The sequence below is a fragment of the Streptomyces sp. NPDC046909 genome (genome assembly GCF_040644695.1).
In the GTDB taxonomy this organism is placed as follows: Bacteria; Actinomycetota; Actinomycetes; order Streptomycetales; family Streptomycetaceae; genus Streptomyces.
Genome location: NZ_JBEYXC010000009.1, coordinates 419914 through 442697 on the forward strand (window position 1 = coordinate 419914; position 22784 = coordinate 442697).

18 protein-coding genes are annotated in these 22784 nt (G+C 70.8%); 8 read left to right on the forward strand and 10 right to left on the reverse strand.

Annotation, left to right across the window (positions count from 1 at the left end):
* Window positions 1–90 precede the first annotated feature (90 nt).
* The 3 genes from ABZ928_RS30205 to ABZ928_RS30215 all read left to right on the forward strand — a co-directional run bounded on the left by ABZ928_RS30205 (window position 91) and on the right by ABZ928_RS30215 (window position 3173).
* Entirely contained in the window at window positions 91–1209 is a 1119-nt protein-coding gene (locus ABZ928_RS30205; protein WP_361525700.1) for an ABC transporter substrate-binding protein, read from the forward strand.
* Between the two features lie 111 nt (window positions 1210–1320).
* Window positions 1321–2544, forward strand: a complete 1224-nt coding sequence (locus tag ABZ928_RS30210; RefSeq protein ID WP_361525703.1) for a sensor histidine kinase — start codon at window positions 1321–1323, stop codon at window positions 2542–2544.
* Window positions 2541–3173 (forward strand): response regulator transcription factor, encoded by a 633-nt coding sequence (locus ABZ928_RS30215; RefSeq protein ID WP_361525706.1) that lies wholly within the window; start codon window positions 2541–2543, stop codon window positions 3171–3173. Before ABZ928_RS30210 ends, ABZ928_RS30215 begins: the two co-directional genes overlap by 4 nt.
* A gap of 42 nt (window positions 3174–3215) precedes the next feature.
* Here ABZ928_RS30215 and ABZ928_RS30220 read toward each other — a convergent pair whose 3' ends face one another.
* Complete coding sequence (locus ABZ928_RS30220) at window positions 3216–4841, reverse strand: thiamine pyrophosphate-binding protein (protein ID WP_361525708.1); 1626 nt, start codon at window positions 4839–4841, stop codon at window positions 3216–3218.
* Window positions 4838–5638 carry a cyclase family protein gene (locus ABZ928_RS30225; RefSeq protein WP_361525711.1) on the reverse strand — a complete coding sequence of 267 codons (801 nt, stop codon included), beginning with the start codon at window positions 5636–5638 and terminating at the stop codon, window positions 4838–4840. Before ABZ928_RS30225 ends, ABZ928_RS30220 begins: the two co-directional genes overlap by 4 nt.
* A gap of 173 nt (window positions 5639–5811) precedes the next feature.
* Here ABZ928_RS30225 and ABZ928_RS30230 point away from each other — a divergent pair, with 173 nt between their 5' ends.
* On the forward strand, window positions 5812–6621 hold the full coding sequence (locus ABZ928_RS30230; RefSeq protein ID WP_361525714.1) for a PhzF family phenazine biosynthesis protein: 810 nt from the start codon (window positions 5812–5814) through the stop codon (window positions 6619–6621).
* A 76-nt stretch (window positions 6622–6697) separates the two neighbouring features.
* On the opposite strand, the gene ABZ928_RS30235 is transcribed toward ABZ928_RS30230, so the two are convergent.
* Complete coding sequence (locus ABZ928_RS30235) at window positions 6698–7507, reverse strand: type II CAAX endopeptidase family protein (RefSeq protein ID WP_361525717.1); 810 nt, start codon at window positions 7505–7507, stop codon at window positions 6698–6700.
* A gap of 186 nt (window positions 7508–7693) precedes the next feature.
* Here ABZ928_RS30235 and ABZ928_RS30240 point away from each other — a divergent pair, with 186 nt between their 5' ends.
* Window positions 7694–9466, forward strand: a complete 1773-nt coding sequence (locus ABZ928_RS30240; RefSeq protein ID WP_361525719.1) for a substrate-binding and VWA domain-containing protein — start codon at window positions 7694–7696, stop codon at window positions 9464–9466.
* Between the two features lie 125 nt (window positions 9467–9591).
* Here the strand turns inward: ABZ928_RS30240 and ABZ928_RS30245 are convergent, their stop codons facing one another.
* Window positions 9592–11109, reverse strand: coding sequence for a glutamate--cysteine ligase (locus ABZ928_RS30245; protein ID WP_361525722.1), 1518 nt, complete (start codon window positions 11107–11109; stop codon window positions 9592–9594).
* 553 nt (window positions 11110–11662) lie between these two features.
* On the opposite strand from ABZ928_RS30245, the gene ABZ928_RS30250 reads away from it, so the two are divergent.
* The 3 genes from ABZ928_RS30250 (at window position 11663) to ABZ928_RS30260 (ending at window position 14008) form a co-directional block, all read left to right on the forward strand.
* Window positions 11663–12247 (forward strand): hypothetical protein, encoded by a 585-nt coding sequence (locus ABZ928_RS30250; protein WP_361525725.1) that lies wholly within the window; start codon window positions 11663–11665, stop codon window positions 12245–12247.
* A gap of 298 nt (window positions 12248–12545) precedes the next feature.
* On the forward strand, window positions 12546–12752 hold the full coding sequence (locus ABZ928_RS30255; protein ID WP_171145087.1) for a DUF5999 family protein: 207 nt from the start codon (window positions 12546–12548) through the stop codon (window positions 12750–12752).
* A gap of 209 nt (window positions 12753–12961) precedes the next feature.
* Window positions 12962–14008 (forward strand): LacI family DNA-binding transcriptional regulator, encoded by a 1047-nt coding sequence (locus tag ABZ928_RS30260; RefSeq protein ID WP_361525728.1) that lies wholly within the window; start codon window positions 12962–12964, stop codon window positions 14006–14008.
* A 96-nt stretch (window positions 14009–14104) separates the two neighbouring features.
* Here the strand turns inward: ABZ928_RS30260 and ABZ928_RS30265 are convergent, their stop codons facing one another.
* The 6 genes from ABZ928_RS30265 to ABZ928_RS30290 all read right to left on the reverse strand — a co-directional run bounded on the left by ABZ928_RS30265 (window position 14105) and on the right by ABZ928_RS30290 (window position 22784).
* Window positions 14105–15142, reverse strand: a complete 1038-nt coding sequence (locus ABZ928_RS30265) for an endo-1,4-beta-xylanase (RefSeq protein ID WP_361525731.1) — start codon at window positions 15140–15142, stop codon at window positions 14105–14107.
* A gap of 57 nt (window positions 15143–15199) precedes the next feature.
* Complete coding sequence (locus ABZ928_RS30270; RefSeq protein ID WP_361525734.1) at window positions 15200–16033, reverse strand: carbohydrate ABC transporter permease; 834 nt, start codon at window positions 16031–16033, stop codon at window positions 15200–15202.
* A complete protein-coding gene (locus tag ABZ928_RS30275; protein WP_361525736.1) occupies window positions 16030–17028 on the reverse strand; it encodes a sugar ABC transporter permease in 999 nt (332 codons plus the stop codon). Before ABZ928_RS30275 ends, ABZ928_RS30270 begins: the two co-directional genes overlap by 4 nt.
* Window positions 17029–17034: 6 nt before the next feature.
* Complete coding sequence (locus ABZ928_RS30280) at window positions 17035–18333, reverse strand: extracellular solute-binding protein (RefSeq protein ID WP_361525739.1); 1299 nt, start codon at window positions 18331–18333, stop codon at window positions 17035–17037.
* 217 nt (window positions 18334–18550) lie between these two features.
* Window positions 18551–20041, reverse strand: coding sequence for a glycoside hydrolase family 43 protein (locus tag ABZ928_RS30285; RefSeq protein WP_361525742.1), 1491 nt, complete (start codon window positions 20039–20041; stop codon window positions 18551–18553).
* A gap of 172 nt (window positions 20042–20213) precedes the next feature.
* Entirely contained in the window at window positions 20214–22784 is a 2571-nt protein-coding gene (locus tag ABZ928_RS30290) for a DUF4118 domain-containing protein (protein WP_361525744.1), read from the reverse strand.

Genomic DNA, 22784 nt, shown 5'->3' on the forward strand with positions numbered 1-22784 from the left:
CCCGCCCCTCGCTCCGCACGGAGGACGCGGGCGGCCACCGGAACCGATCAGGATGCGGGAGTCACCCCCCAACAGAGAGGTCTCCACGCCATGTCCAGCTTCCCCAGCAGACGCCGTGTTCTCGCGACCAGCGCCGGTGCCGCACTCGCGTTCGGCGCGCTGAGCAGCACGTCCGCCCAGGCAGCGGGCCGCACCGGTACCGAGGAGACCAGGACCCTCGACGAGCTGTACCAGGCCGCGCTCGCGGAGGGCGGGAAGCTCGTCGTCTACGCGGGCGGGGACACCCCGACCCAGCAGGACTTCACCAAGGCGGCGTTCCTCAAGCGCTTCCCGGACATCGACCTGACCCTGGTGGTGGACTACAGCAAGTACCACGACGTCCGCGTCGACAACCAGTTCGCGACCGACACCCTCGTCCCCGACGTCGTACAGCTTCAGACCCTCCAGGACTTCACGCGCTGGAAGGAGCAGGGGCGGCTGCTGCGGTACAAGCCCGCCGGGTTCTCCCAGGTGTACGACAAGTTCAAGGACCCGCACGGTGCCTGGGTCGCCATCGGGGCGATCGGGTTCAGCTTCATGTACGCCACGGCCGCGGTCGGTTCCGACGCCCCGAGCACCCCGCTGGACCTGGTCGACCCGAAGTGGAAGGGGAAGATCGCCTCCTCCTACCCGCACGACGACGACGCGGTCCTCTACCTCTACTCCCTCTACGCCCAGACGTACGGCTGGGAGTGGGTGGCCAAGCTCGCCGCCCAGGACGTCCGCTTCGCGCGCGGCAGCAACTCCCCCGGCGACGCGGTCCGCGCCGGCACCCACGCGATCGGCGTCGGCGGCTCGGGCGCCCCGCTCGGCACCGGGCCCGTGAAGTGGGTCGTGCCGGACAGCGCCCCGTTCATGGCGTGGGGTCAGCGCGCCGCGATCCTCAAGCAGGCCGCGCACCCGACCGCCGCCAAGCTGTACCTCAACTGGCAGCTGTCCCTCGCCACCCAGCAGGGCTCCTTCAACGGCTGGTCCGTCCGCACCGACGTCACTCCCCCGACGGGGCTGAAGCCGGTCTGGGAGTACCCCAACGCGCACATCGACGGCTTCCCCCGCTTCATGGCCGACCGGGCCGCGATCGAGCGCTGGAAGCAGACCTTCGCGCTGTACTTCGGCGAGGTGAAGGGCGACCCGACGCCGGGCTGGCCCGGGCTGCACCCCGGGGCGTAGTGCCACGGGCCCCCACAGCGGTCATGCCCGGGGCTTCACAGTAGTCATACAAACCCCCGATAGACTCGGACGCCCTGTCCAAGTGGATCAGTGAGTCCAAGGGGATCTGCCGTGACCGACCGCGCGCCCGCCGACGGCCCCCGACGCACCCTGGAACACGCCCCGCACCTCGTGTTCTTCCTCGTCGTCGGGGTGGCCGCGGTGCGGCTCGTCGATCTGAACACCCCGCTGTGCTGGCACATGGTCGGCATCAGCGGGCTGCTGGCCGTGGTGTACGGGGCCGGTCTGGGCCTGTGGAGCCGGCTCGTCCCCGCTGCCCGCCTCGCCTGGATCACGACCCTGCTCGGTCTCTGGGGCGCCCTCGTGTTCCTCGCCCCGGGACCGCTGACCTGGGCGTACGCCTGGTGCGGGGTGCCCCTCGCCTGTGCGGCCCTGCGTGCCCTCGGGCGCCGGGCGGCGCTGGTCGCGGTGGCCGCCATCTCCGTCGTCCTGGGCTGGCGGCTGATCGGCGCCACCGGCCGGGTCGACCTGGAGATGGCCCTGATCCCGGTCGCCGCCGTCTGGGGCACCGTCGCCCTCTACCGGACCCAGCAGCGGGACGCCGCCGAACGCCAGCGCCTCCTCGACGAGTTGCGGAGCACCCGGGACGTGCTCGCCGAACAGCAGCGCCGGGCAGGGGTGCTGGCCGAGCGCACCCGGATCGCCCGGGATCTGCACGACACCCTGGCCCAGGAACTCGCGGGCAGTCTCATGCTGTTGCAGGCGGCCGAACGGGACTGGGACCGGCGGCCGGAGTCGGCTCGCACCCGGGTCCGCGCGGTCGCCGAGGGTCTGGACGGCAATCTCTCCGAGACCCGCCGGATCATCCAGGACCTCACCCCGACCGCCGTCGCCGAGGCCGGACTCGAAGGCTCGCTGCGGCTGCTGTGCGCCCAGGCGGAGAAGGAGGGAGCCGCGGCCCAGGTGCGGTTCCGTTCCGCGGGCGAGCCCGAGGCCGGTCCCGTCCTGGACGAGCAGGCCGCCGCCGCCCTGTTCCGGGTCGCTCAGGGCACCCTCGCGAATGTGCGCGAGCACTCCCGCGCGGTGCATGTGCTGGTCACCCTCCACCACGGGACGGACCGCGTCGCCCTCGACGTACAGGACGACGGAGTGGGCTTCGACCCGGCCCGTGCCGCCGCCCGGCCGGCCCGCGGCTTCGGCCTGCCCGCGGCCCGCGCGCGGCTGCGCGAGTGCGGCGGCGACCTGCGGGTCACCAGTGCGCCGGGCCGCGGCACCCGGGTCCGGGCCGTCCTCCCGGCGACGGCTCCCTCGCTGACCCCGGCGGCCGCCGGATGACGGTACGCCTGGTGATCGCGGACGACCACGCCGTCGTACGGGCCGGACTGCGGGCCCTGTTGGAGGGCGAGCCGGATCTCGACGTGGTCGCGGAGGCGGGCAGCGGCGAGGAGGCCGTACGGCTGGCCGCGGAACTGAAGCCGGACGTCGTGCTGATGGACCTGCGGTTCGCGGGCGCCGACCTCGACGGTGTCGACGCGGTCCGCCGGATGAGCGCCGAGGTCCCCGCCGTACCCGTGCTGATGCTGACGAGCTACTCCGGGCGGGCCGACGTGGTGCGGGCGTTGGAGGCGGGCGCGCGGGGGTACGTCCTGAAGGCCGGGCCGCCCGAGGAGCTCTTCCGGGCCGTGCGCGGGGCCGCCGTCGGCGTGCTGGCCCTCGCCCCCGAGGTGGTCGGCGAGCTCGTCGGGCAGGTGGTCCGGCCCGACGTCGATCTCACCGAACGCGAGGTGGAGGTCGTGCGGCTGGCGGCGGAAGGCCTGAGCAACCGGGCGATCGCCCAGGCCCTGTTCCTCAGCGAGGCGACCGTGAAGACGCATCTCGTGCGGATCTACCGGAAGTTGAAGGTGGAGAACCGCGCGGCCGCCGTGACGGAGGCCGCGCGGCGGGGGCTGATCCAGCTCGACTGACAGCCATCGGCTCCGGCCGCCCCTGAATCGCCCGGCTGCCCCTCAATGGCCCCTGAACGCCTCCTCCAGCCACCAAGAACCCCGCTCCCCCGCCACCTTGGCGTCCACCAGCAGCGGCTCCGCCCGCGGCCCCGCCACCCAGTCCTCGACGGCCTTGAGGTCGGCGCGCGTTCGCACGGTCACCGCCTCGAAGCCGTAGCCGCGGGCGATGGCGGCGATGTCGGTCGCCGGGAAGGTGACGGTGTCGAGCGGGAAGCCGTCGGGTCCGAAGTGGTGGACCTCGGCGCCGTAGCCCTCGTCGTTGTAGACGACCACCACCATCGGCAGCCCCAGCCTGCGGACGGTGTCCAGCTCGGCCGCCCCCATCAGCGCCCCGCCGTCACCGAGCGCCGCCACCGGCAGCCGGTCGGGGCGGGCCAGCGCCGCGCCGATCGTGGTCGCGAGGCCGAGGCCGATCGACTGGAAGGCCTGGGTGAAGCAGAAGCCGTGGTGGTCGGGGACCGACAGATAGGCACTCGGGTAGCCCATGAAGTTGCCCGAGTCCACCCCGACGACCCGTTCCGCCGGGAGGATGTCGTCGAGCGCGATGCTGAGCGTGCGCGGGTCGATACGGTCCCGGGTGCTCTCGTCCTCGTACGGCACGTTCCGCAGACGAATACCGGGGCCGAGAGTCCGGTTGCGATAGCCCTCCCGCCGCTCCGTGCCCGTGTGATCGAGTGCGAGCCGGGCGGTGAGTTCCACGTCGCCGGTGACGCCGACGTGGACGTCCCGGTGGACGCCGAGCGCGGCCGCATCGTCGTCGATCTGTACGACGGTGGCGTCCGGGCCGATGAGGCGGCCGTGCCGCATGGTCCACATGTTGAGGGCGCAGCCCCAGCCGACGATCAGGTCGGCACCCTGGATCAGTTCGACCGTGCGGGGGGACGCGAAGCCGCCGGAGATGCCGAGCGACCAGGGGTGGTCGTGGAACAGCCCGTGGGCGACGGCCGACGTGGCGAGGAGCGCGCCGTGCTGGTCGGCGAGCGCGATGAGGGCGTCACGGGCGCCGGGTGAGCGGGCCCCTCGACCGGCCACGAAGACGGGACGGCGGGCCGCTGAGAGGGCTGTGGCCAGCGCGGCGATGTCGGACCAGGAAGGCTCGACGGGCGCTCGCGGCGTGACGACCGGGACCGGCCCGGCCGGGAGCGCCTCCATGGCCTGCACGTCCAGCGGGAGGTTGAGCAGTACGGTACGACGCTCCCGCACCGCCCGTCGGACCGCGCCGCAGGCCTGCTCGACCGCCTCCTCCGCCGACGTCACGCGCTCGGTGACCGCGCCCACCGCCCGCGCCAACGCCTCTTGGTCGACGTAGAAGTTGGAGGTGCGCTGGGTCGCCTCGGCGGCGAGCACGACGAGGGGCGTACCGCTCTTGGCGGCCTCGGCGATGCCGGTGAGGGCGTTGGTCAGTCCGGGGCCCTGGTGCACGCTCAGCGCGGCGACCGTACCGCTCGTGCGGGCGTAGGCGTCGGCCATGGTGGCGGCGCCGCCCTCGTGGCGGGCGGCGACATAGCGGGAACCGGCGGCGACCATCGCGTTGGTGAGGTGGAAGTTGCCGGAACCGACCACGCCGAACACATGGTCAACGCCGGCGGCGGTCAGGGCCCGGCCGACGGCTTCGGCGACCTTCATGAGCGCTCCCCGACGGGCCGCTCCACGAGGGCGAGGACGCGGGCAGGTGAGCCGGAGCCCGTCACGATCGGCAGCGGGCCCGCGATGACGACGGCACCGGTGGCGGGCAGTTCGGCGAGGTTCCGCAGCTGGGTGAGCCCGTACTTGTCGTTGCCCATGAGGTACGAGTGGCACGGGAAGACGGGGTCGAAGGAATGGGCCGCCCCGGCGTCGGTGCCCACGGTCTCGGTGCCGAGGCCGATGACCGGTGACTCCTCGGCGACCCAGCGGGCGCACTCCGGGGACAGGCCCGGGGTGTGCGGGCCGTCGCCGTCGGCGTTGAGGAACTCCTCCTGCGACTCCGAGCGGGCGTCCCAGCCGGTGCGCAGCAGCAGCCAGCCGCCTTCGGGAAGCGGGCCGTGCTCGGTCTCCCAGGCCTTGATGTGATCGACCTCGACGAGGAAGTCGGGGTCCTTGGCGGCGAGGGCGGAGAAGTCCAGTACGGCGGCCGGGGCGATCAGCCGGCTCGCCGGTACGGAGGCCACGTCGGCGAGGTCCTTGCCGGTGACCCAGTGGTTGGGGGCGTCGAAGTGGGTGCCTGTGTGCTCGCCGGTGCGGAAGTTGTTCCAGTACCAGGCCGGGCCGCGGTCGTCGTAGCGGCTGATCTCCTCCAGCTCGAACACCTGCGTCTGCCCGAACGGTTCCGGCAGCTGGATCACCGGTGTCGCCGACGACAGGGGCGCGGTGAGATCGACGACCTCGATGGACCCGCCGCGCAGTCCGTGCAGGAGCGCGGCGAGAACGGACGGCTTGGTCATGGTGACCTCCTGAACTGTCGTGAGCACGGGGCGCGTTGACGACAGTCGCACCGCGGTCCGGGCGCGTCCAGAGCATGCCCGGGTGCGTCTGGATCACGCCCGGGCCGCAAATCGGTCCAGTGACCCGGAATTGGCCTTGGTCCGCGCTCACGTGGCCCTTTAGCTTCGTCTCCATGCGTATTCGAATCGTCGACGCCTTCACCGACCGCCCGTTCGCCGGCAACCCGGCCGGGGTGCTGCTCCTGGACGCCTTCCCGGACGACGAGCGCCTCCAGAACATCGCCGTCGAGGTCAACCACGCGGAAACGGCCTTCGCCCACCGCCTTCCCGAGGGCGGGGAGGCCGACTGGGCGCTGCGGTGGTTCACGCCGGCCGCCGAGGTCAACATGTGCGGCCACGCGACGCTGGCCACGGCGCACGTGCTGCACACCACGGGCGCCCATGAGGGGCCGGTGCGGTTCGCCACGCGCAGCGGGGTGCTCATCGCGACGCCCGACGAGGACGGCTCGATCACCCTCGACTTCCCGACCGCGCCCCTCACCCCGGTCGAGCTCCCGGACGGGGTCGCCGCGGCCCTCGGCACCGAGCCGCTCGCCGCCTTCGACACCGGGCCGAACGTGGGCGACCTGCTCGTCGAGCTCGCCGACGAGAAGACGGTCCACGCCCTGACCCCGGACCACAAGGCCCTCGGCGCCTTCTCCGAGCGCGGCATCATCGCCACCGCCCCGGCCCAGAAGCCCGAGCTCGGCTACGACTTCGTCTCCCGCTGCTTCTTCCCGAACTACGGCATCGACGAGGACCCGGTCACCGGCAGCGCCCACACGGCCCTCGCCCCGTTCTGGTCCGAGCGCCTGGGCCGTACCGAACTGACCGGGCTCCAGGCCTCGCCGCGCTCCGGGCGGGTGCGGACGCGACTGCGCGGTGACCGCACGCTTCTCACGGGCAGTGCAGTCACCACCATCGAGGGCGACCTGCTCGTCTAGGCGGCTCCACCGCGCCCCGAAAGGGGCGCGGGGAACTGCGCGCCCAGCCCCCACCGGGCCGCGGCTTCGTCACGGCTCAGCCGCCGGCAGGCGTCGGCAGCCAGTCCACCTTTCCCGCGAGCAGCGCGTAGCCGACGAACGCCCCGATGTCGAGCAGTGAATGCGCCACCACCAGCGGACCCACCCGGCCCCACCTGCGATAGAGGTAGACGAACACCACGCCCATCACCATGTTGCCGATGAAGCCGCCGATGCCCTGGTAGAGGTGGTACGAGCCGCGCAGTACGGAACTGGCCACCAGCGCGGTGCCGGGCGTCCAGCCCAGCTGGTGCAGTCGGCGCAGCAGATAGCCGACGACGATGACCTCTTCGAGGATCGCGTTCTGCATCGCGGACAGGATCAGCACCGGGTACTTCCACCACACGTCGGGCAGCGCCTCCGGCACCACCGTCAGGTTGAAGCCCAGACCGCGTGCGGCCAGGTAGAAGGCGATTCCGGCGCTGCCGATCACCGACGCGATGGCCGCCCCGCGGGCGAGGTCGAACCAGGGCTTGGTGCGGTCGAAGCCGAGGGTGCGCAGGCTGCCGCCCTCGCGCAGCAGGAAGTGCGCGACGAGCAGGACGGGCACGAGGGACGAGGCGATCCCGAAGAGCTGCCAGGCCAGATCCAGCCAGGGGCGGCCGGGCGCGGCCGAGGCGTTGAGGGTCGCCGCCTGGTCCTTGAGACCCCCCGGTTTGGTGACCGATCCGACAAAGCTGATCAGTGCGGACACTCCGCTCGCACCGAGCGAAAGCCCCAGAACGAGCAGCGTCTCGTCACGGAAGATCCGTCGCGAAGGTCCCTCCTGTGGAAAAGAATCGGCCACGAGGCCCGCCTCTCCCTGCACACCTGCCTCCAGTTGAGCAATCCCGCCTCATCCCCACCGCCGCCCCGCTAGGGTCTCGAAAGAACTTACGAAGATCGTGCGTGACAGGCCGTTGGGGGACGGACACCGTACGGGGCTGACCTCCCCTTTGCATGCCATACGGCCGTGAATCCGGCAGAAGGTTCAACAGGGAGGGACATCACCGTCATGGGACGTCACAGCTTGCCCGATCAGTATGGGGCGGGCGGCAGCGACCCCCGCCCACGCGCCCGCCGCCGCACGGTGGCCATCGCGACGGTGCTCGTCCTGACCGTCGCCGGGGGTACGGCGGCCGCCGTCCAGAGCGGGCTGCTCTCCTTCGGTGCCTCGTGCAGGGACGACGCGGTGGACCTGAAGCTCGCCGCCTCCCCCGACATGGCCCCCGCCCTGCGCGCCGCGGCGGAGCGGGCCCGCGACGACAGCCTCACCTCCGACGGCCGTTGCGTCGACGTAGAGGTGACCGCGCAGGACTCGTACAAGCTCGCCGACACCCTGCTCGCGGGCGGGAAGACCGACGTCCAGGTGTGGGTGCCGGACTCGGAGGTGTGGATCGAGCGGGTCTCGGGCTCGACCAAGGCGACGGAGGTGACGCCGGCCGGCAGTGTCGCCTCCAGTCCCGTCGGCGTGGCCATGGTCCCCGCGGCCGCGAAGTCGCTGGGCTGGCCTAAGAAGACGTACAGCTGGATCGAGCTGGTCGGCGCCGGGATGCAGGACGACTCCCTCAAGCTGGGCGGGGCCGACCCCTCGCGCAGCGCGACCGGGCTGCTCGCGCTCACCCAGCTGGCCGCCGGCGCGGGCAAGATCAAGGGTGGTGAGACCCAGGCCGCGGCGATGATGAAGACCCTGTCGCAGCGCACCTCGGACAGCGACACGCAGGTGCTCGACACCCTGCCGCGCGACTCCTCGGGCACCGAGCAGGGCAACCCGAAGCGCAATCAGGCGCTGATCCTCAGCGAGCAGGCGGCGTTCGCGTACAACGACTCGGCCGACGGCGACGGGCTCGACCTCTTCTATCCGAAGGACGGTTCGCCCCGCCTCGACTATCCGTACGCGCTGGTCGACCAGGCCGGGCTGAGCACCGACGAGAGCCGGGCGGCGCTGCGGTTCGTGAACTATCTGCGCAAGCCGGAGCAGCAGCGGCTGCTGGAGAAGTACGGCTTCCGCACCTCCGACGACGAGGTGCCGCAGACCCTCGTGACCCAGGCCGGCGGCAGCAAGCCGCAGCCGTACACGCGGGCCGCCCTCCAGCCGGCCTCGGAGACGGCGCTCCAGGAGGCGCTGGGCACCTGGACGATCACGGTGCAGAGCGCGCGGATCACGACGGTCGTGGACGCGTCCTCCTCCATGTCCGAACTGGTCGAGGGCACCGGCCAGTCGCGGATGGACGTCACCAAGGCCTCCCTGCTCCAGGCGCTCGCCACGTTCACGCCCGAGGACGAGATCGGCCTGTGGGAGTTCTCCACGAAACTGGACGGCGACAAGGACTACCGCGTCCTCGTACCGACCGGCCGGCTCGGCGACAGCGGCGACGGCGGTACCCAGCGCGACAAGCTCTCGGCGGCGTTCAGCGGCCTGACGCCGGTCCCGAACGGGGCGACGGGCCTGTACGACACCACGCTCGCCGCGTACAAGGAGGCCACCGCCTCCTACGCCGAGGGCAAGTTCAACGCCCTGGTCGTGCTGACCGACGGGGTCAACCAGGACCCCGGCAGCATCTCCCGGGGCGCCCTCATCAACCGTCTCCAGCAGCTCACCGACCCCGACCGGCCGGTCCCCCTCATCATGATCGCCGTCGGCCCGGACGCCGACCGCGCCGAGGCCCAGCAGATAGCGCAGGCCACCGGCGGCACGGGCCAGGAGGTCAGCGACCCGGCCGAGATCCACGAGGTGATCCTGAAGGCGATCGTGGCGGCGGGGGCCCAGGGGAGCGGGCTGGGCTGAGCGGGCTGGGCCGAGCGGTCGACGTTGGGCGGGCTGGGCTGAGCCGTCGGCGTTGAGCGGACCGGGCCGGAGGGAGCAGCCGGTTTCGCCCGCTCCCTCCTCCCACTGTCTCCTCCCGCTCCGGCTCACCCCAGCGGCACCGGCTCCGGCAACCCCACCGGCCAGGTGTGCACCGGCTCGCCGAGGTGCATCAGCTCGGCGTAGCGGCGGGTCGTCGCGGCCAGTGCGGCGTCGCGGCCGATGCCCGACTCCAGGGCCCGGTGGAAGGTGGCCGCCTGCCAGGTCGCGCCGTTGGTCCGGCGGCGGCACCGCTCGTCGATCACGCCGAGGTACAGGTCCCGGTCGGCCGCCTCCACCCCCCACGCGGCGAGCCCCGCCTCGGCGAGCGGCAGCAGTTCGTCGCGGACCAGGGTGACGGCGTCGACCTGGGTCATCCCGCCGTACCGCGCGCGCCGGGGCCAGTCGAAGCGGGCGTCGATACCGTGCTTGCAGGCCGCGTCGAAGTTGGCGGCGGCCGCCTCGAACGGCATCCGGGTCCACACCGGCCGGGTTTCCTCGGCGAGGGCGCGGACGACGCCGTAATAGAAGGCGGCGTTGGCGATGACGTCGGTGACCGTGGGCCCGGCGGGCAGGACGCGATTCTCGACGCGCAGGTGCGGGACGCCGTCGGCGATGCCGTAGACCGGGCGGTTCCAGCGGTAGACGGTGCCGTTGTGCAGGACGAGTTCGGCGAGGGAGGGGACACCGCCCTCGTCGAGCACCGCGAGGGGGTCCTCGTCGTCGCAGATCGGCAGCAGCGGCGGGAAGAAGCGCAGGTTCTCCTCGAACAGGTCGTACGCCGAGGAGATCCACCGCTCCCCGAACCAGGTCCGGGGCCGTACGCCCTGCGCCTGGAGTTCGGGTGGGCGGGTGTCCGTGGACTGCTGGAACAGCGGCGGGCGGGACTCGCGCCACAGCTCATGGCCGAAGAGGAAGGGCGAGTTGGCGCCGACGGCGATCTGCGCGGCGGCGACGGCCTGCGCCGCGTTCCACACGGCGGCGAAGCGGCCCGGGGTGACCTGGAGGTGCAGCTGGACCGAGGTGCAAGCGGCTTCCGGGGCTATGGACTTCGAGGTGCAGACAAGGCGCTCCACTCCGTCGATGTCGAGGACGAAGTCCTCCCCGCGCGCGGCGACGATCTGGTCGTTGAGCAGGGTGTAGCGGTCGACGGCGGAGAGGTTGGAGGAGACCAGGTCGTCCCGGTCCAGGGTCGGCAGAATGCCGATCATCACGATTCCCGCGTCGACCTCGCCCGCTTTTCGATGCGCGTAGGCCAGCGAGGTGCGGAGTTCCTCGGCGAGCCGGTCGAATACCCGGCCTCCCAATCGGTGTGGGGCTATGTTGACTTCCAGATTGAACATGGCGAGTTCTGTTTGGAAATCTCGGCTCGCGATCCGTTCGAGAACCTCGCCATTCAGCATTCTCGGCATGCCGTCCGCGCCGGCGAGATTCAATTCGATCTCCAGCCCCATGAGGTTCTGCGGGCGATCGAACCGCTTCTCCGCCAGCAGCCGCTCCAGTCCCGTCAGGCACTTGCGGAGCTTGCCGCGGTAGAGCTGCCGATCGGACAGATCGAACCGACCTGCCACGACCTTCTCCCCCATCGAAGCGTCCCTCCTCGGATGGGCGGGCCGAAGATCCGGCCGCCGGTATCGGGTCACGTGGGATGATGCCCAGCGGAGCCGCTCGATAACGTCCCGCGCCGACCCGGCGCCCGCTACGCTGTCACACAAGACCGGCGGCACATTCACCGGGCATGCGGCACAGTGCAGTTTCGAGTTCCCCAGCCGCCTCGTGAAAAACGCCGACGAGAATCGGCCGACCGCTCCTTCGATATTCATCGAGGTCATCGTCCGTACGGCCGCCGAGAATCGGGATGATTCCCACGTAACGCCGACCGAATGGACCCTTGCTCTTCACATCGGATACGGCTAGACGAAACACCGTCTGAACACGTGTCGTATAAACTCCGCGAGCGAGGCAGAAGGTTGGCGCCCACGGTCGAAATGATCCTGCCGTCTAGGTGACGTACGGCAGCTCTCACCCACCCCCCGCGTACCCCTGACCGGGCCCTCGCCTCTCTGACCCCGCGAGCTGACAGCGCCGTCCGCCCACGCCCTCGCGCCACCGTGCCTGTCGAATGAGAGGCGACCCACCATGCCGCTGCATGTTCCCCCGGCTCCCGCACCCGCACTTCGCTCCGTCCTCACTGCGCTCGGTTCGCCCACCGCGGTCCGCGAGGCCCGAACTCCCTCCCTGCGCGCCGCCCAGGGACCCGCGACACCCGAACTCCCCCTGCCCGTCCACGTACTCGACGAGATCACCGCCGCGGGCGCGTCCGCCACCCGGCTGGCCGGATGGCGTTTCCTGATCCGCTGCGGGGACCGTGCGGTGGCCGCCGCCGAGACCCGGCTGACGCCGGACGGCTGGGCCTTCTCGCATTTCTTCGAGGGGCCCTACATCGCCTCGACCGAGCGCGCGCTGCGCCAGGCCGAGACGATGAAACAGCCCTATCAGCCCCGACTGCTGTCGGTTCCTGGGCTCTACATGCTCACGCTCTGGCTGCACGGCGACTGGACCGCGGACGGCGCCACCGGCCACCCCGCCGCCACCGATCTGCTCGTCCCGCTCGCCCCCGCGCCGCCCGGTATCGCCGCCCACCGGCCGCACCGGGTCGCCGAGCTGCTGCCGGTGCTGACCCACCGGGCCTCTCCGGCACCGCTGCTGGGCCAGCTCGCCTGAGAGAGACGGCGGAATCGGCGATGTGAAACGACATTGGCTCGTACGAGCGGAATCCGGCTCGTACGAGCCTTTTTCATGTCCGCGCCCATCCGGACTAGCCCCATCCGACCATCTCGAACCATCCGAAGAGACAGTGCAGTTGGAATGAACCGTCCGCCCGGGTGATGCGTCATGAACCTGTGAGTAGCGGTGCTGCCAAATCCCTGCGGATTGACGCCCGTGGGGCAACACTGGTTCCGACCGACTTATCACAACGGGGGCGGCCATGAAAACCACGACAAAGCGAAAGATCCCACCAATGTGCCAGCACCAGCCACCGTGTCCGACCGCCGAATCCGCCGACCGGGAGTCCGCCCGACTCATGGCGCACCACCCGGAGCAGGGATGGAGCCTGCTGTGCAACGGCGTTCTGCTCTTCGAGGACACCGGTGAGCTCCTGCCCGACGGCAAGATCATCGCCCCGCACCGCCCGCTGGGCAGTGAACAGGTGATGACCGCCGCCTGAGGCGCTGCCGGGCGGGGGGACCGACCGCCCGGTGACTTGAGGGGCCGGCCGCAGTCACGCACTGCGCACCGGCCCCGACGCGTGTCCGGGGTCGCTCACTGCGGGTAGCCGCCCATGCGGAACGCGCTCATCATGGTGGTTCTCTTCCCATGACCGCCCGTTTTCCGGAAGACTTCTGGAAGTTTCGATCCGTCGACGGAGGTGGGGAGTTGGCAGCACACGAGGTCGACACCGAGGGGCCGGCGGAGACCGGGGGGCGGATCACCATCACCGAGATCGCCCGGCAGGCCGGCGTCTCCGTGCCGACCGTCTCCCGGGTCGTCAACGGCCGCTCCGACGTGTCGCCGAAGACCCGCGCCCGCGTCGAGGAGCTGCTGCGCCGGTACGGCTACCGCAAGCGCCCGACGGCCTCCGGAACCGGCGCCGCCCTGCTCGACCTGGTCTTCAACGACCTCGACAGCCCCTGGGCCGTGGAGATCATCCGGGGGGTCGAGGAGGTGGCGCACGCGGCCGGGGTCGGGACCGTGGTCTCGGCGATCCACGGCCGCTCCGGCGACGCCCGCGAGTGGATGCGCAATCTGCGGGCCCGCGCCTCCGACGGCGTCATCCTGGTCACCTCGGACCTGGAGCCGGTGCTGCACGAGGAGTTGCGCATCCTCGGCGTCCCGCTGGTCGTCGTCGACCCGGCGGGCTCCCCCGCGCTGGACGCCCCCACCATCGGCGCCGCGAACTGGTCGGGCGGCATGGCGGCCACCGAGCATCTGCTGTCCCTGGGCCACCGCAGGATCGGCCTGATCGCGGGCCCGCCCCGGCTGCTGTGCTCCCGGGCCCGCTTCGACGGCTACCGCGCCGCTCTGGAGGGTGCGGGACTCACGGTCGACGACACCCTCGTCGTCCCGGGCGACTTCCGTCCCGAGTCCGGATTCGCCGGCTGCAACGCCCTGCTGGACCTGCCCGCACCCCCTACGGCGATCTTCGCGGCCAGCGACCAGATGGCACTCGGCGCGGTCGAGGCACTGCGCAGGCGGGGTCTGCGGGTCCCGGAGGACATGAGCCTGGTCGGTTTCGACGACCTTCCGGAAGTACGGTGGTCCGCCCCGCCCCTCACCACGGTCCGCCAACCCCTCGCCGACATGGGCAAGCTGGCCGTCCGTACGGTGCTCCGGCTGGCCCGCGACGAACAGCCGGACTCACCGCGGGTGGAGCTGGGCACGGAGCTGGTGGTCCGCGCCAGCACGGCCCCCGCGGCCCGCTGAACCGACACCGGCCCGGCGGTGGGCCACACCGCCGGGCCGGGTCGCACCCCGGCGGACTCCCCTCCTTGCCCAGCCGCCGGGCGTCTGGCGAAGCCGCTACTTCAGCGCGTCCCTGATCGCGAAGTACGCGGGCTTGGGCTGGAGTTGCTCGTCGTACGGCAGCGCGGCGCCCTGTCCCTCGAAGAAGGCGGGGATCCAGCTGTACTTGTCCGTGTAGTCCCACACCGTGATGCCCACGCACCGGCGCACCGCGAGACAGGCGTCGGTCAGATCGCCGTACCACTCGGCCTGCTGGGCGAGTTTCTCCTCGGTCGCGGGCAGGATCATCCTGATGTCGACCTCGGTGAGCGCGGTGTCGAGACCGAGCTTGGCGAAGCGGCGGAGGTTGTCCTCCAGCGAGGTGGGATAGCCGTACTGGAGGGCGAGGTGGGCCTGGAGGCCGATGCCGTTCAACGGGACGCCCTGCGCCTTCAGTTGCTTGGCGAGGTTGTAGTAGGCGTCGCTCTTCGCGCCGACCGTCTCGATGTTGTAGTCGTTGAGGTAGAGCTTGACCTTGGGGTCTGCCTGGCGGGCCCAGCGCAGGGCGTCGGCGATGTAGCCGGGGCCGAGGGTCTTGTAGAAGATCGTCTCGCGGTAGGTGCCGTCCTCGTTGAAGGCCTCGTTGACGACGTCCCAGGCGAACACCTTGCCGCGGTAGTGGCGTACCTCGGTCTGGATGTGGTTCTTCAGGACGGCCCGCAGTTCCTTGGCCGTCCACTCCTTGCTCGTCAGCCAGTCGGGCAGCTGGCTGTGCCAGACGAGGGTGTGACCGCGCACCTTCTGGTGGTGGGCGCGGGCGAGGTTCACGATCTCGTCGCCGTTGGTCCAGTCGAAGACGCCCTGTTGGGGTTCGGTGGCGTACCACTTCATGCCGTTGCCGGGGGTGATCTGGTCGAACTCGCTGCCGAGGACGGCCTTGTAGGGCTCGTCGACGAGTTCGGGGTTGTCGGTGGCGCTGCCGAAATAGCGGCCGTGTTCCTGGGCCAGTTCGGCGAGCGTGGGTGGCCCGTCGTGCGCCTGCGCGGGGGTGCCGAGGCCGGTGGCGACCAGGGCGGCGGCGAGGGCGCCGACGAGTCTGAGGCGGTTCTTGTGCATGGTGGTGCGACTCCTCACGTGCGGGGGTGGGTGAGCCGTACTTTTCGGAGACCGCCGTCAGCCCTTGGTGGCTCCGGCGGTGAGGCCGCCGACGAGCTGGCGCTCGGCGACCGAGTAGAAGGCGAGGGCGGGAACCATCGCGACGACGAGATAGGCGAAGATGCGCGCGTAGTCGGCGGAGTACTGGCCCTGGAACTGCTGGACGCCGATGGGCAGGGTCCACCAGGTGTTGTCGGTGAACACCAGCAGCGGCAGCATGAAGTTGTTCCAGCTGGTGACGACGGCCAGCACCGAGACGGTGCCGAGCGCCGGCCGGGCCATGGGCAGCAGCACCCGCCAGAAGAAGCCGAAGGAGCTGCACCCGTCGAGGGTGGCCGCCTCCTCCAACTCGCCCGGGATCTCCCGGAAGAAGGCGCGCAGGATGATGATGGTCATCGGCAGCCCGAACGCGGCCTGCGGCAGGATCACACCCAACGGGTTGTCCAGCAGGCCGAGATAGCGCAGCAGCAGGAACAGCGGGAGGGCGGCCACCGCGAAGGGGAACATCAGCCCCATCGTGAAGAAGGTGAACAGCACCTCCCTGCCCCTGAAGGCGAACCGGGCGAAGGAGAAGGCCGCCAGCGCGGACACCGCGACGAGGATCACGGTCGTGGCGACCGCGATCAGTGTGCTGTTGCCGAGCAGCCGCCAGAAGTCGCCGCCGCCGAGGATCTCGGTGTAGTTCCCGGTCAGCCATTTCTCGGGCAGCCCGAAGGGGTTGCTGGAGAGCTCGTCGGTGGACTTGAAGCCGGACAGGACGGCGTAGACCAGGGGGACGACCATGACGGCGCCGACGGCGACGAGGATGATGTGCAGCGGCAGCGTGCGTGCGGCCTTGCTCTTGCGGGTCACTTGCCGTTCCCCCTCATCGTGGTGGTGGCCCCTTCGAGGTCGCGGCGGAGCACGAACCGCTGGTAGCCGAGGGCGAAGACGAGGCAGATGCCGAACATGACCACGCTGATCGCGCTGGCATAGCCGACCTGGTAGCGCTTGAAGCCGTACTGGAACATGGTCACGGCCATGGTCTCGGAGTGGTGGTCCGGGCCGCCCTGGGTGATCACCCAGACCAGGTCGAAGAGCTGGATGGAGCCGATGACGGCCAGGAAGATGCTGATGCGGACGGTGGGCATGAGCAGCGGCAGGGTGACACTGCGGAAGCGCTGCCAGGCGCTCGCCCCGTCGATCAGCGCGGCCTCGGTCAGCTCCTTCGGCACGGACTGGAGTCCGGCCAGGTAGAGCATCATGTGGAAGCCGAAGTACTTCCAGGTCATGACGATGAAGAGGGTCGGCATGACCCAGTTGGGGTCGGCGAACCACTCACCGCCGAGACTGTCCAGGCCGATGCTGCCGAGGAGGTGGTCGGCAAGACCGTCGTCCGGGGTGAACACCATGCTGAAGAGCACGCCCGTGATGGCCTCGGACAGGACGTAGGGCGCGAAGAACAGCATCCGGTAGACGGCCCGGCCGCGCAGCCGCTGGTTGAGCAGGACGGCCATGGCGAGCGCGAACGGCAGCTGGAACGCGAGCGTGAGCAGCACCAGGAGGAGGCAGCGCCACAGGTCACCCAGGAAGACCGGGTTGTCGAAGAGGTCGGTGAAGTTGTCGACACCGACGTAGTCCTCGGGCATCCCGAAGCCGCCCCAGCGGAAGAAGGCGGCGTACAGGGCGAACAGCATCGGCAGCAGCACGAGCCCGGTGAACAGGACCAGGGCGGGCAGCTGGAAGCCCATCGCGGTGAGCCAGTTGAGGACGCGCCGCCGGGCCCGCCCCCGGGCCCTGACGTTGTCCGGGGGCGGGACGTCGGTGCCGGGACCACTCCGCTTGTCTGCGAGGAACGTGGAGGTCATCGGCTGCTACTGCTCTTCCTTCGCGACCTTCGTGATCGACTGGGCGACCTGCTCGGGCGACTTGGAGCCGGCGATGAGCGCGGCCACGCTGTCGTTGACCTCCTGGCCGACCGCGGGGGCGTACGCCTGGTCGAGGTAGAGCTGGAAGCCGGTGGCGGCGTTCAACTGCTCCTGTACGGCCTTGATGTTGGGGTCGGTGATGGCGCTCTCGGCGTTCGGGACCACCGGGAGGGCGCCGGTCTTCTTGACCAGTTCCAGGTCGGTGGCCTCGGAGGCGAAGAACTTCAGGAAGTCGATCGCCGCCTGCGGGGCGCCCCGGCGCAGGGCGTGCCCGCCACCGCCGCCGAACACCTCGGTGATGGTGCCCTTGCCGCCCTCGACGGCCGGGAACGGGAAGAAGCCGAGGTCCTTGCCGAGGCCCTTGCCGGAGTCGGCCTGCACGTTCGGGGCCCACTGGCCCATGAGCTCCATGGCCGCCTTGCCGTTGCCGACGGTGGCCGCCTGGCCGGTCGGGGTGGAGTAGGCGGCGTTGAGGAAGCCCTTCTGGAACGGCTGGAGATCGACGAGGGTCTTGAGGTGGGCGCCCGCCTCGACGAACTCGGCGCCGGTGAAGTCCTTGTCGTCGTAGGCCTTCTGGAGGGCGCTCGCGCCGGCGGTGCGCATCGCGAGGTAGGCCCAGTAGTACATGCCGGGCCACTTCTCCTTGCCCGCGAGGGCGATGGGCGTGATGTTCTTCGCCTTCAGCTTGCTGACGGCTTCGAGGAACGCGCCCCAGGTGGTGGGGGGTTCGGTGATGCCGGCCTGCTTGAAGAGCGCCTTGTTGTACCAGAAGCCGATCATGCCGATGTCGAACGGGATGCCGTACACCTTGTCGTCGAGGAGGTAGGCCTCCTTCGACACCTTCAGCAGGCCGTCGGCCCACGGCTTGGTCTTGTCGGTGAGGTCCTCCACGAGTCCCGCGTCGACCTGCTGCTTGAGGACGCCGCCGCCCCAGGTGTGGAAGATGTCGGGGAGCTTCCCGGAGGCGATCAGCGCCGTCATCTTCGACTTGTAGGCGTCGTTCTCCAACTGGACGATCTTTATCTTCACCTTGGGGTTCTGGGCCTCGAACTTCTTGGCCAGACCTGCCCAGACGGTGTGGGCCGGCTCAGTGGTGGAGATGTTCCACCATTCGATCGTGGTCGTCCCGTCGGCCGACTCACCTTCGTCCGAGTCGCCGCCGCAACCACTCAGTGCGGTCATGCCCAGACCGGCCGCGGCGGACGCCGCCAGGAAGCCGCGGCGGGACAGTGCCGGGTCGCCCATGGTGTGCTCCTTGGGTACGGGACGGCGCGTCCACGCCCGTCCACTGGACCGAAAGTTTCGGAGTTGATCCAGAAAGCTTCGCTGTTGCCGCACCCTAGAGACAGCTACCAAACGGTGGCAACCCCTTGTACGCGGTGAATCTGCGGGCAACTCCCACGATGTCCGGGCCGGTTGCCGCCGACCGGCCCGGTCCGAGAGTTTCCGGAGCCTTCCGGAACTACCGCTCCGGCGCGGGCTCGTACGCGAACCAGTCGAAGGCGGCGGTGCCCTCGGTGACGTACATCCCGGCCACGCGCCCGGTGAAGCCCCCCGCGACCTGCGTGGACAGATAGCGGCCGTCGAGCTCGGCCAGCCGTACGCCGTCGACGGCGAGCGCGATCACGTCGGGGCCACCGGCACGCACGCCTTGCTCGCCGGACGGGGAGACCAGCGCGTCGGTGCGGATCTCCACGCCGAGCGTGACCGGACCCGCCGCCACCGCCCGCCGCGCGAGGCACTGCCGCACGGGTCCGATGCGGGCGAGGACGGCCGCCTCTCCCCCGCTGACCTCGATGTCGTAGTGATGGGCCTCGTCGAGGCGTACGGAGAGTCCGGCGCGGCCCGTTCCGGGGTCCAGGCGGGTCGTGAACCGGCAGTCGTGGTGCTGCTGGCGGCGCCCGACGAAGGTGTGTCCCAGCCGGTCGAGGCTGTTTCCCGTCGCGCGCAGGGTGAGCCATCCCGGCCGTTCGCTCAGCGACCAGGAGTCGTCCGGCCTGCGGCGCGGGGAGAGCCAGTACGGGGCGAGGCCGGGGGCGTCGAACTCGTCGCGCGCGGGCGGGAGTTCGACGGGACGCCGGGCGGCCGGCGCCGGGTGCTGTTCGAGCACCGGACCGACCCTGGGCCAGCCGTCGGCGTCCCACTCCACCGGGGTCAGGAAGGTCTCGCGGCCCAGGACATGGAAGGACGGGAAGTAGCCGCGCGGGCGGGTGCCGAGCAGCACCATCCACCAGGTGCCGTCGGCCGCCTCGACCAGGTCGGCATGGCCGGTGCACTGGATGGGCGAGCCGGTGCTGCGGTGGCTCAGGACCGGGTTGGCGGGGGCCGGTTCGAACGGCCCGCGCGGGGTGCGCGCCCGGGCGACGGAGACGCTGTGACCGAGGCCGGTGCCGCCCTCGGCGACCAGCAGATACCACCACTCGCCGATGCGGTACAGGTGCGGCGCCTCCGGGTCCTGCATGCCCGTCCCGGACCACACCGGAAGGGGCCCTTCCAGCACCTTCCCGTTCTCCGGGTCGATGCGGGCGACCGCACAGCCGGCGACCGCGACCCAGCAGGATCCGTCCTCGTCCCAGGCCAGGTCGGGGTCGATCCCGTCCAGCTCGATCCACACGGGGTCGGACCAGGGCCCCTCGGGGCGCTCGCTGGTGACGATGAAGTTGCCGCGGGCCCCGACGTTGGTGGTGATCAGGTGGAAGCGGCCGTCGTGATGGCGCAGGGTGGGGGCGTAGATGCCGGCCGACGCGGGGAGGTCGTCGGGCAGCTCCAACTGGCCCGGCCGGTCCAGGACGTTGCCGATCTGCCGCCAGTGGACGAGGTCACGGCTGTGAAAGAGCGGGACGCCCGGGAAGTACTCGAAACTGGAACAAACCAGGTAGTAATCCTCCCCGACCCGGCACACACTCGGGTCGGGGTGGAACCCGCCGATCACGGGGTTGTCGTACATCCGCATAAGTGAACCTCCGGCCCGTCCGACCGAAACATTCGGTCTCGGTCACGAACATTACGGAGCGGACTGTACGAGCGGTCCTGGGCGCGGACAAGGTGGCCCCGGCGCCAGAAACAGGCCTCAGAAGCAGACGTCAGGAGCAGACGTCAGGAGCAGACGTCAGGAGCGGCGCGCCCTACGACACCACCGCCGCAGGCACCTCAGGCTCACCGTCCTCACCCCGCTCCCCCGGCCCCTGCCCCTGTCCCTCCGCCACCCTCCGCAGACTCAGCACCATCGTGAGCCCACCCCCGGGCGTGTCCTCCGCGTTGATCGTCCCGCCCATCGCCTCCGCGAACCCCCGCGCCACGGCCAGCCCCAGCCCGACCCCGGCACCGCGCGGGGCGTCGCCGTACCGCTGGAAGGGCGCGAAGATGCGTTCCTTGGCCTCGTCGGGGACACCCGGGCCCCGGTCGACGACCCGGACCTCGACGCGGTCGGCGATGGCGCTGGCGGAGACCAGCACCGGCTCGTCCCCACGGCTGTGCTTGACGGCGTTCTCCACGACGTTGGCGACGACCCGCTCCAGCAGCCCCCGGTCCACCGAGACCATGGGCAGCGTCTCCGGGATGTCCAGTTCGACGCTGTCCTCGGGCACCCCGCCGAGGGCCATCGGCACCACCTCGTCGAGGTCGGTCTCCCGGATGAGCGGGGTGACCGTGCCGGTCTGGAGGCGGGACATGTCGAGGAGGTTCCCGACGAGGTGGTCGAGCCGGTCGGCGCCCTCCTCGATCGCGGCCAGGAGGTCGGCCTCGTCCTCCTCGGACCACTCCACGTCGTCGGAGCGCAGCGAGGACACCGAGGCCTTGATGCCGGCGAGCGGCGTCCGGAGGTCGTGGCTGACGGCGGCCAGCAGCGCGGTCCGGATCCGGTTGCCCTCGGCCAGCGCACGCGCCTGGTCGGCCTCGTGCTGGAGCCGCTGCCGGTCCAGTACGACGGCGGACTGGGCGGCGAAGGCGGCGAGCACCCGGCGGTCCTCGGCGGGGAGCACCCGGCCGGTGAGCGCGAGGGCCAGATGGTCGCCGACCGGTACGTCGACGTCCGCGTCGTCCGGGTCCTGGCAGGGCCGGGGGCCGACGCTGCCCGCACAGGTCCAGGGGGCGACCTCGGTCTCCCGCTCAAGGAGCGCCACCGACTCCATCCCGAAGGTCTCCCGGACGCGTTCCAGCAGCGCCTCCAGGCTGGTCTCGCCGCGCAGCACGTTCCCGGCGAGGAAGGAGAGGATCTCCGACTCGGCCCGCAGCCGCGCCGCCTGTTGTGTGCGCCGGGCGGCCAGGTCCACGACGGAGGCCACCGCCACGGCCACGCCGATGAAGATCGCGATGGCGACGATGTTCTCGGGGTCGGCGATGGTGAGCGTGTGGACGGGCGGGGTGAAGAACCAGTTCAGCAGGAGGGAGCCGACCACCGCCGAGGCCAGCGCGGGCAGCAGTCCGCCGAGGAGGGCCGCGGCGACCGTCAGCGACAGGTACAGCAGCATGTCGTTGGCGAGACCCACTCCGGGGACGGCGTTCGTCAGCAGCGCCGTGAGGACGACCGGGCCGAGCACGCCGACCGCCCAGCCCCAGATGACCCTGGACCGTCCGAGACGGGCGCCGCGGGCGACGGGCAGTCCGCGTCCCTTGCCCGCCTCGTCGTGGGTGATCAGATGGACGTCGAGGTCGGGCCCGGAGTCCCGGGCGACGGTGGCGCCGACGCCGGGCCCGAAGACGTACTGCCAGCTCTTGCGGCGGGAGACGCCGAGCACGATCTGGGTGGCGTTCACCCCGCGCGCGAAGTCCAGCAGGGCCACAGGGACGTCGTCGCCGACGACATGGTGGAAGGTGCCGCCGAGATCCTCCACCAGCCCGCGCTGGACGGCGAGTTCCTTCGGCGAGGCGGCGGTGAGCCCGTCGCTGCGGGCGATGTAGACGGCCAGTACTTCACCCCCGGCGCCCTTCTCCGCGAGCCGCGCGGCCCGCCGGATCAGGGTCCGTCCCTCCGGGCCGCCGGTGAGACCGACCACGATCCGTTCCCGTGAGCCCCAGATCGTGGAGACCTCGTGCTCGCTGCGGTAGGCGTTGAGGTACTCGTCGACCCGGTCGGCCACCCACAGCAGCGCCAACTCCCGCAGGGCGGTCAGATTCCCGGGCCGGAAGTAGTTGGACAGGGCCGCGTCGACCTTGTCGGACTTGTAGATGTTGCCGTGTGCCATCCGCCGCCGCAGCGCCTGCGGCGACATGTCGACCAGCTCGACCTGGTCGGCGCGGCGCACCACTTCATCGGGGACGGTCTCCTGCTGCCGTACGCCGGTGATGGACTCGACGACGTCGCCCAGGGACTCCAGGTGCTGGATGTTGACGGTCGATATGACATCGGTCCCGGCCGCGAGCAGCTCCTCCACGTCCTGCCACCGCTTGGTGTTGCGGGAGCCGGGGATGTTGGTGTGGGCGAGTTCGTCCACCAGCACCACCTCGGGCCGGCGGGCGAGGACGGCGTCGATGTCCATCTCCGTGAAGGTGGTGCCCCGGTACTCCAGCTCCTTGCGGGGCATCTCCTCCAGGCCGTGCAGCATCACCTCGGTGCGCGGCCGGCCGTGGTGCTCCACGAACGCGACCACGCAGTCGGTGCCGCGCTCCACGCGCCGGTGCGCCTCGGACAGCATCGCGTACGTCTTGCCGACGCCCGGTGCCGCACCGAGATAGATCCGGAGTCTGCCGCGTGCCAT

Coding starts and splice junctions, on each gene's coding strand:
- ABZ928_RS30205 (WP_361525700.1), top strand. CDS start 91: ATGTCCAGCTTCCCCAGCAGACGCCGTGTTCTCGCGACCAGCGCCGGT.
- ABZ928_RS30215 (WP_361525706.1), top strand. CDS start 2,541: ATGACGGTACGCCTGGTGATCGCGGACGACCACGCCGTCGTACGGGCC.
- ABZ928_RS30220 (WP_361525708.1), bottom strand. CDS start 4,841: ATGAAGGTCGCCGAAGCCGTCGGCCGGGCCCTGACCGCCGCCGGCGTT.
- ABZ928_RS30225 (WP_361525711.1), bottom strand. CDS start 5,638: ATGACCAAGCCGTCCGTTCTCGCCGCGCTCCTGCACGGACTGCGCGGC.
- ABZ928_RS30230 (WP_361525714.1), top strand. CDS start 5,812: ATGCGTATTCGAATCGTCGACGCCTTCACCGACCGCCCGTTCGCCGGC.
- ABZ928_RS30240 (WP_361525719.1), top strand. CDS start 7,694: ATGGGACGTCACAGCTTGCCCGATCAGTATGGGGCGGGCGGCAGCGAC.
- ABZ928_RS30245 (WP_361525722.1), bottom strand. CDS start 11,109: ATGGGGGAGAAGGTCGTGGCAGGTCGGTTCGATCTGTCCGATCGGCAG.
- ABZ928_RS30250 (WP_361525725.1), top strand. CDS start 11,663: ATGCCGCTGCATGTTCCCCCGGCTCCCGCACCCGCACTTCGCTCCGTC.
- ABZ928_RS30255 (WP_171145087.1), top strand. CDS start 12,546: ATGTGCCAGCACCAGCCACCGTGTCCGACCGCCGAATCCGCCGACCGG.
- ABZ928_RS30265 (WP_361525731.1), bottom strand. CDS start 15,142: ATGCACAAGAACCGCCTCAGACTCGTCGGCGCCCTCGCCGCCGCCCTG.
- ABZ928_RS30275 (WP_361525736.1), bottom strand. CDS start 17,028: ATGACCTCCACGTTCCTCGCAGACAAGCGGAGTGGTCCCGGCACCGAC.
- ABZ928_RS30280 (WP_361525739.1), bottom strand. CDS start 18,333: ATGGGCGACCCGGCACTGTCCCGCCGCGGCTTCCTGGCGGCGTCCGCC.
- ABZ928_RS30285 (WP_361525742.1), bottom strand. CDS start 20,041: ATGCGGATGTACGACAACCCCGTGATCGGCGGGTTCCACCCCGACCCG.
- ABZ928_RS30290 (WP_361525744.1), bottom strand. CDS start 22,784: ATGGCACGCGGCAGACTCCGGATCTATCTCGGTGCGGCACCGGGCGTC.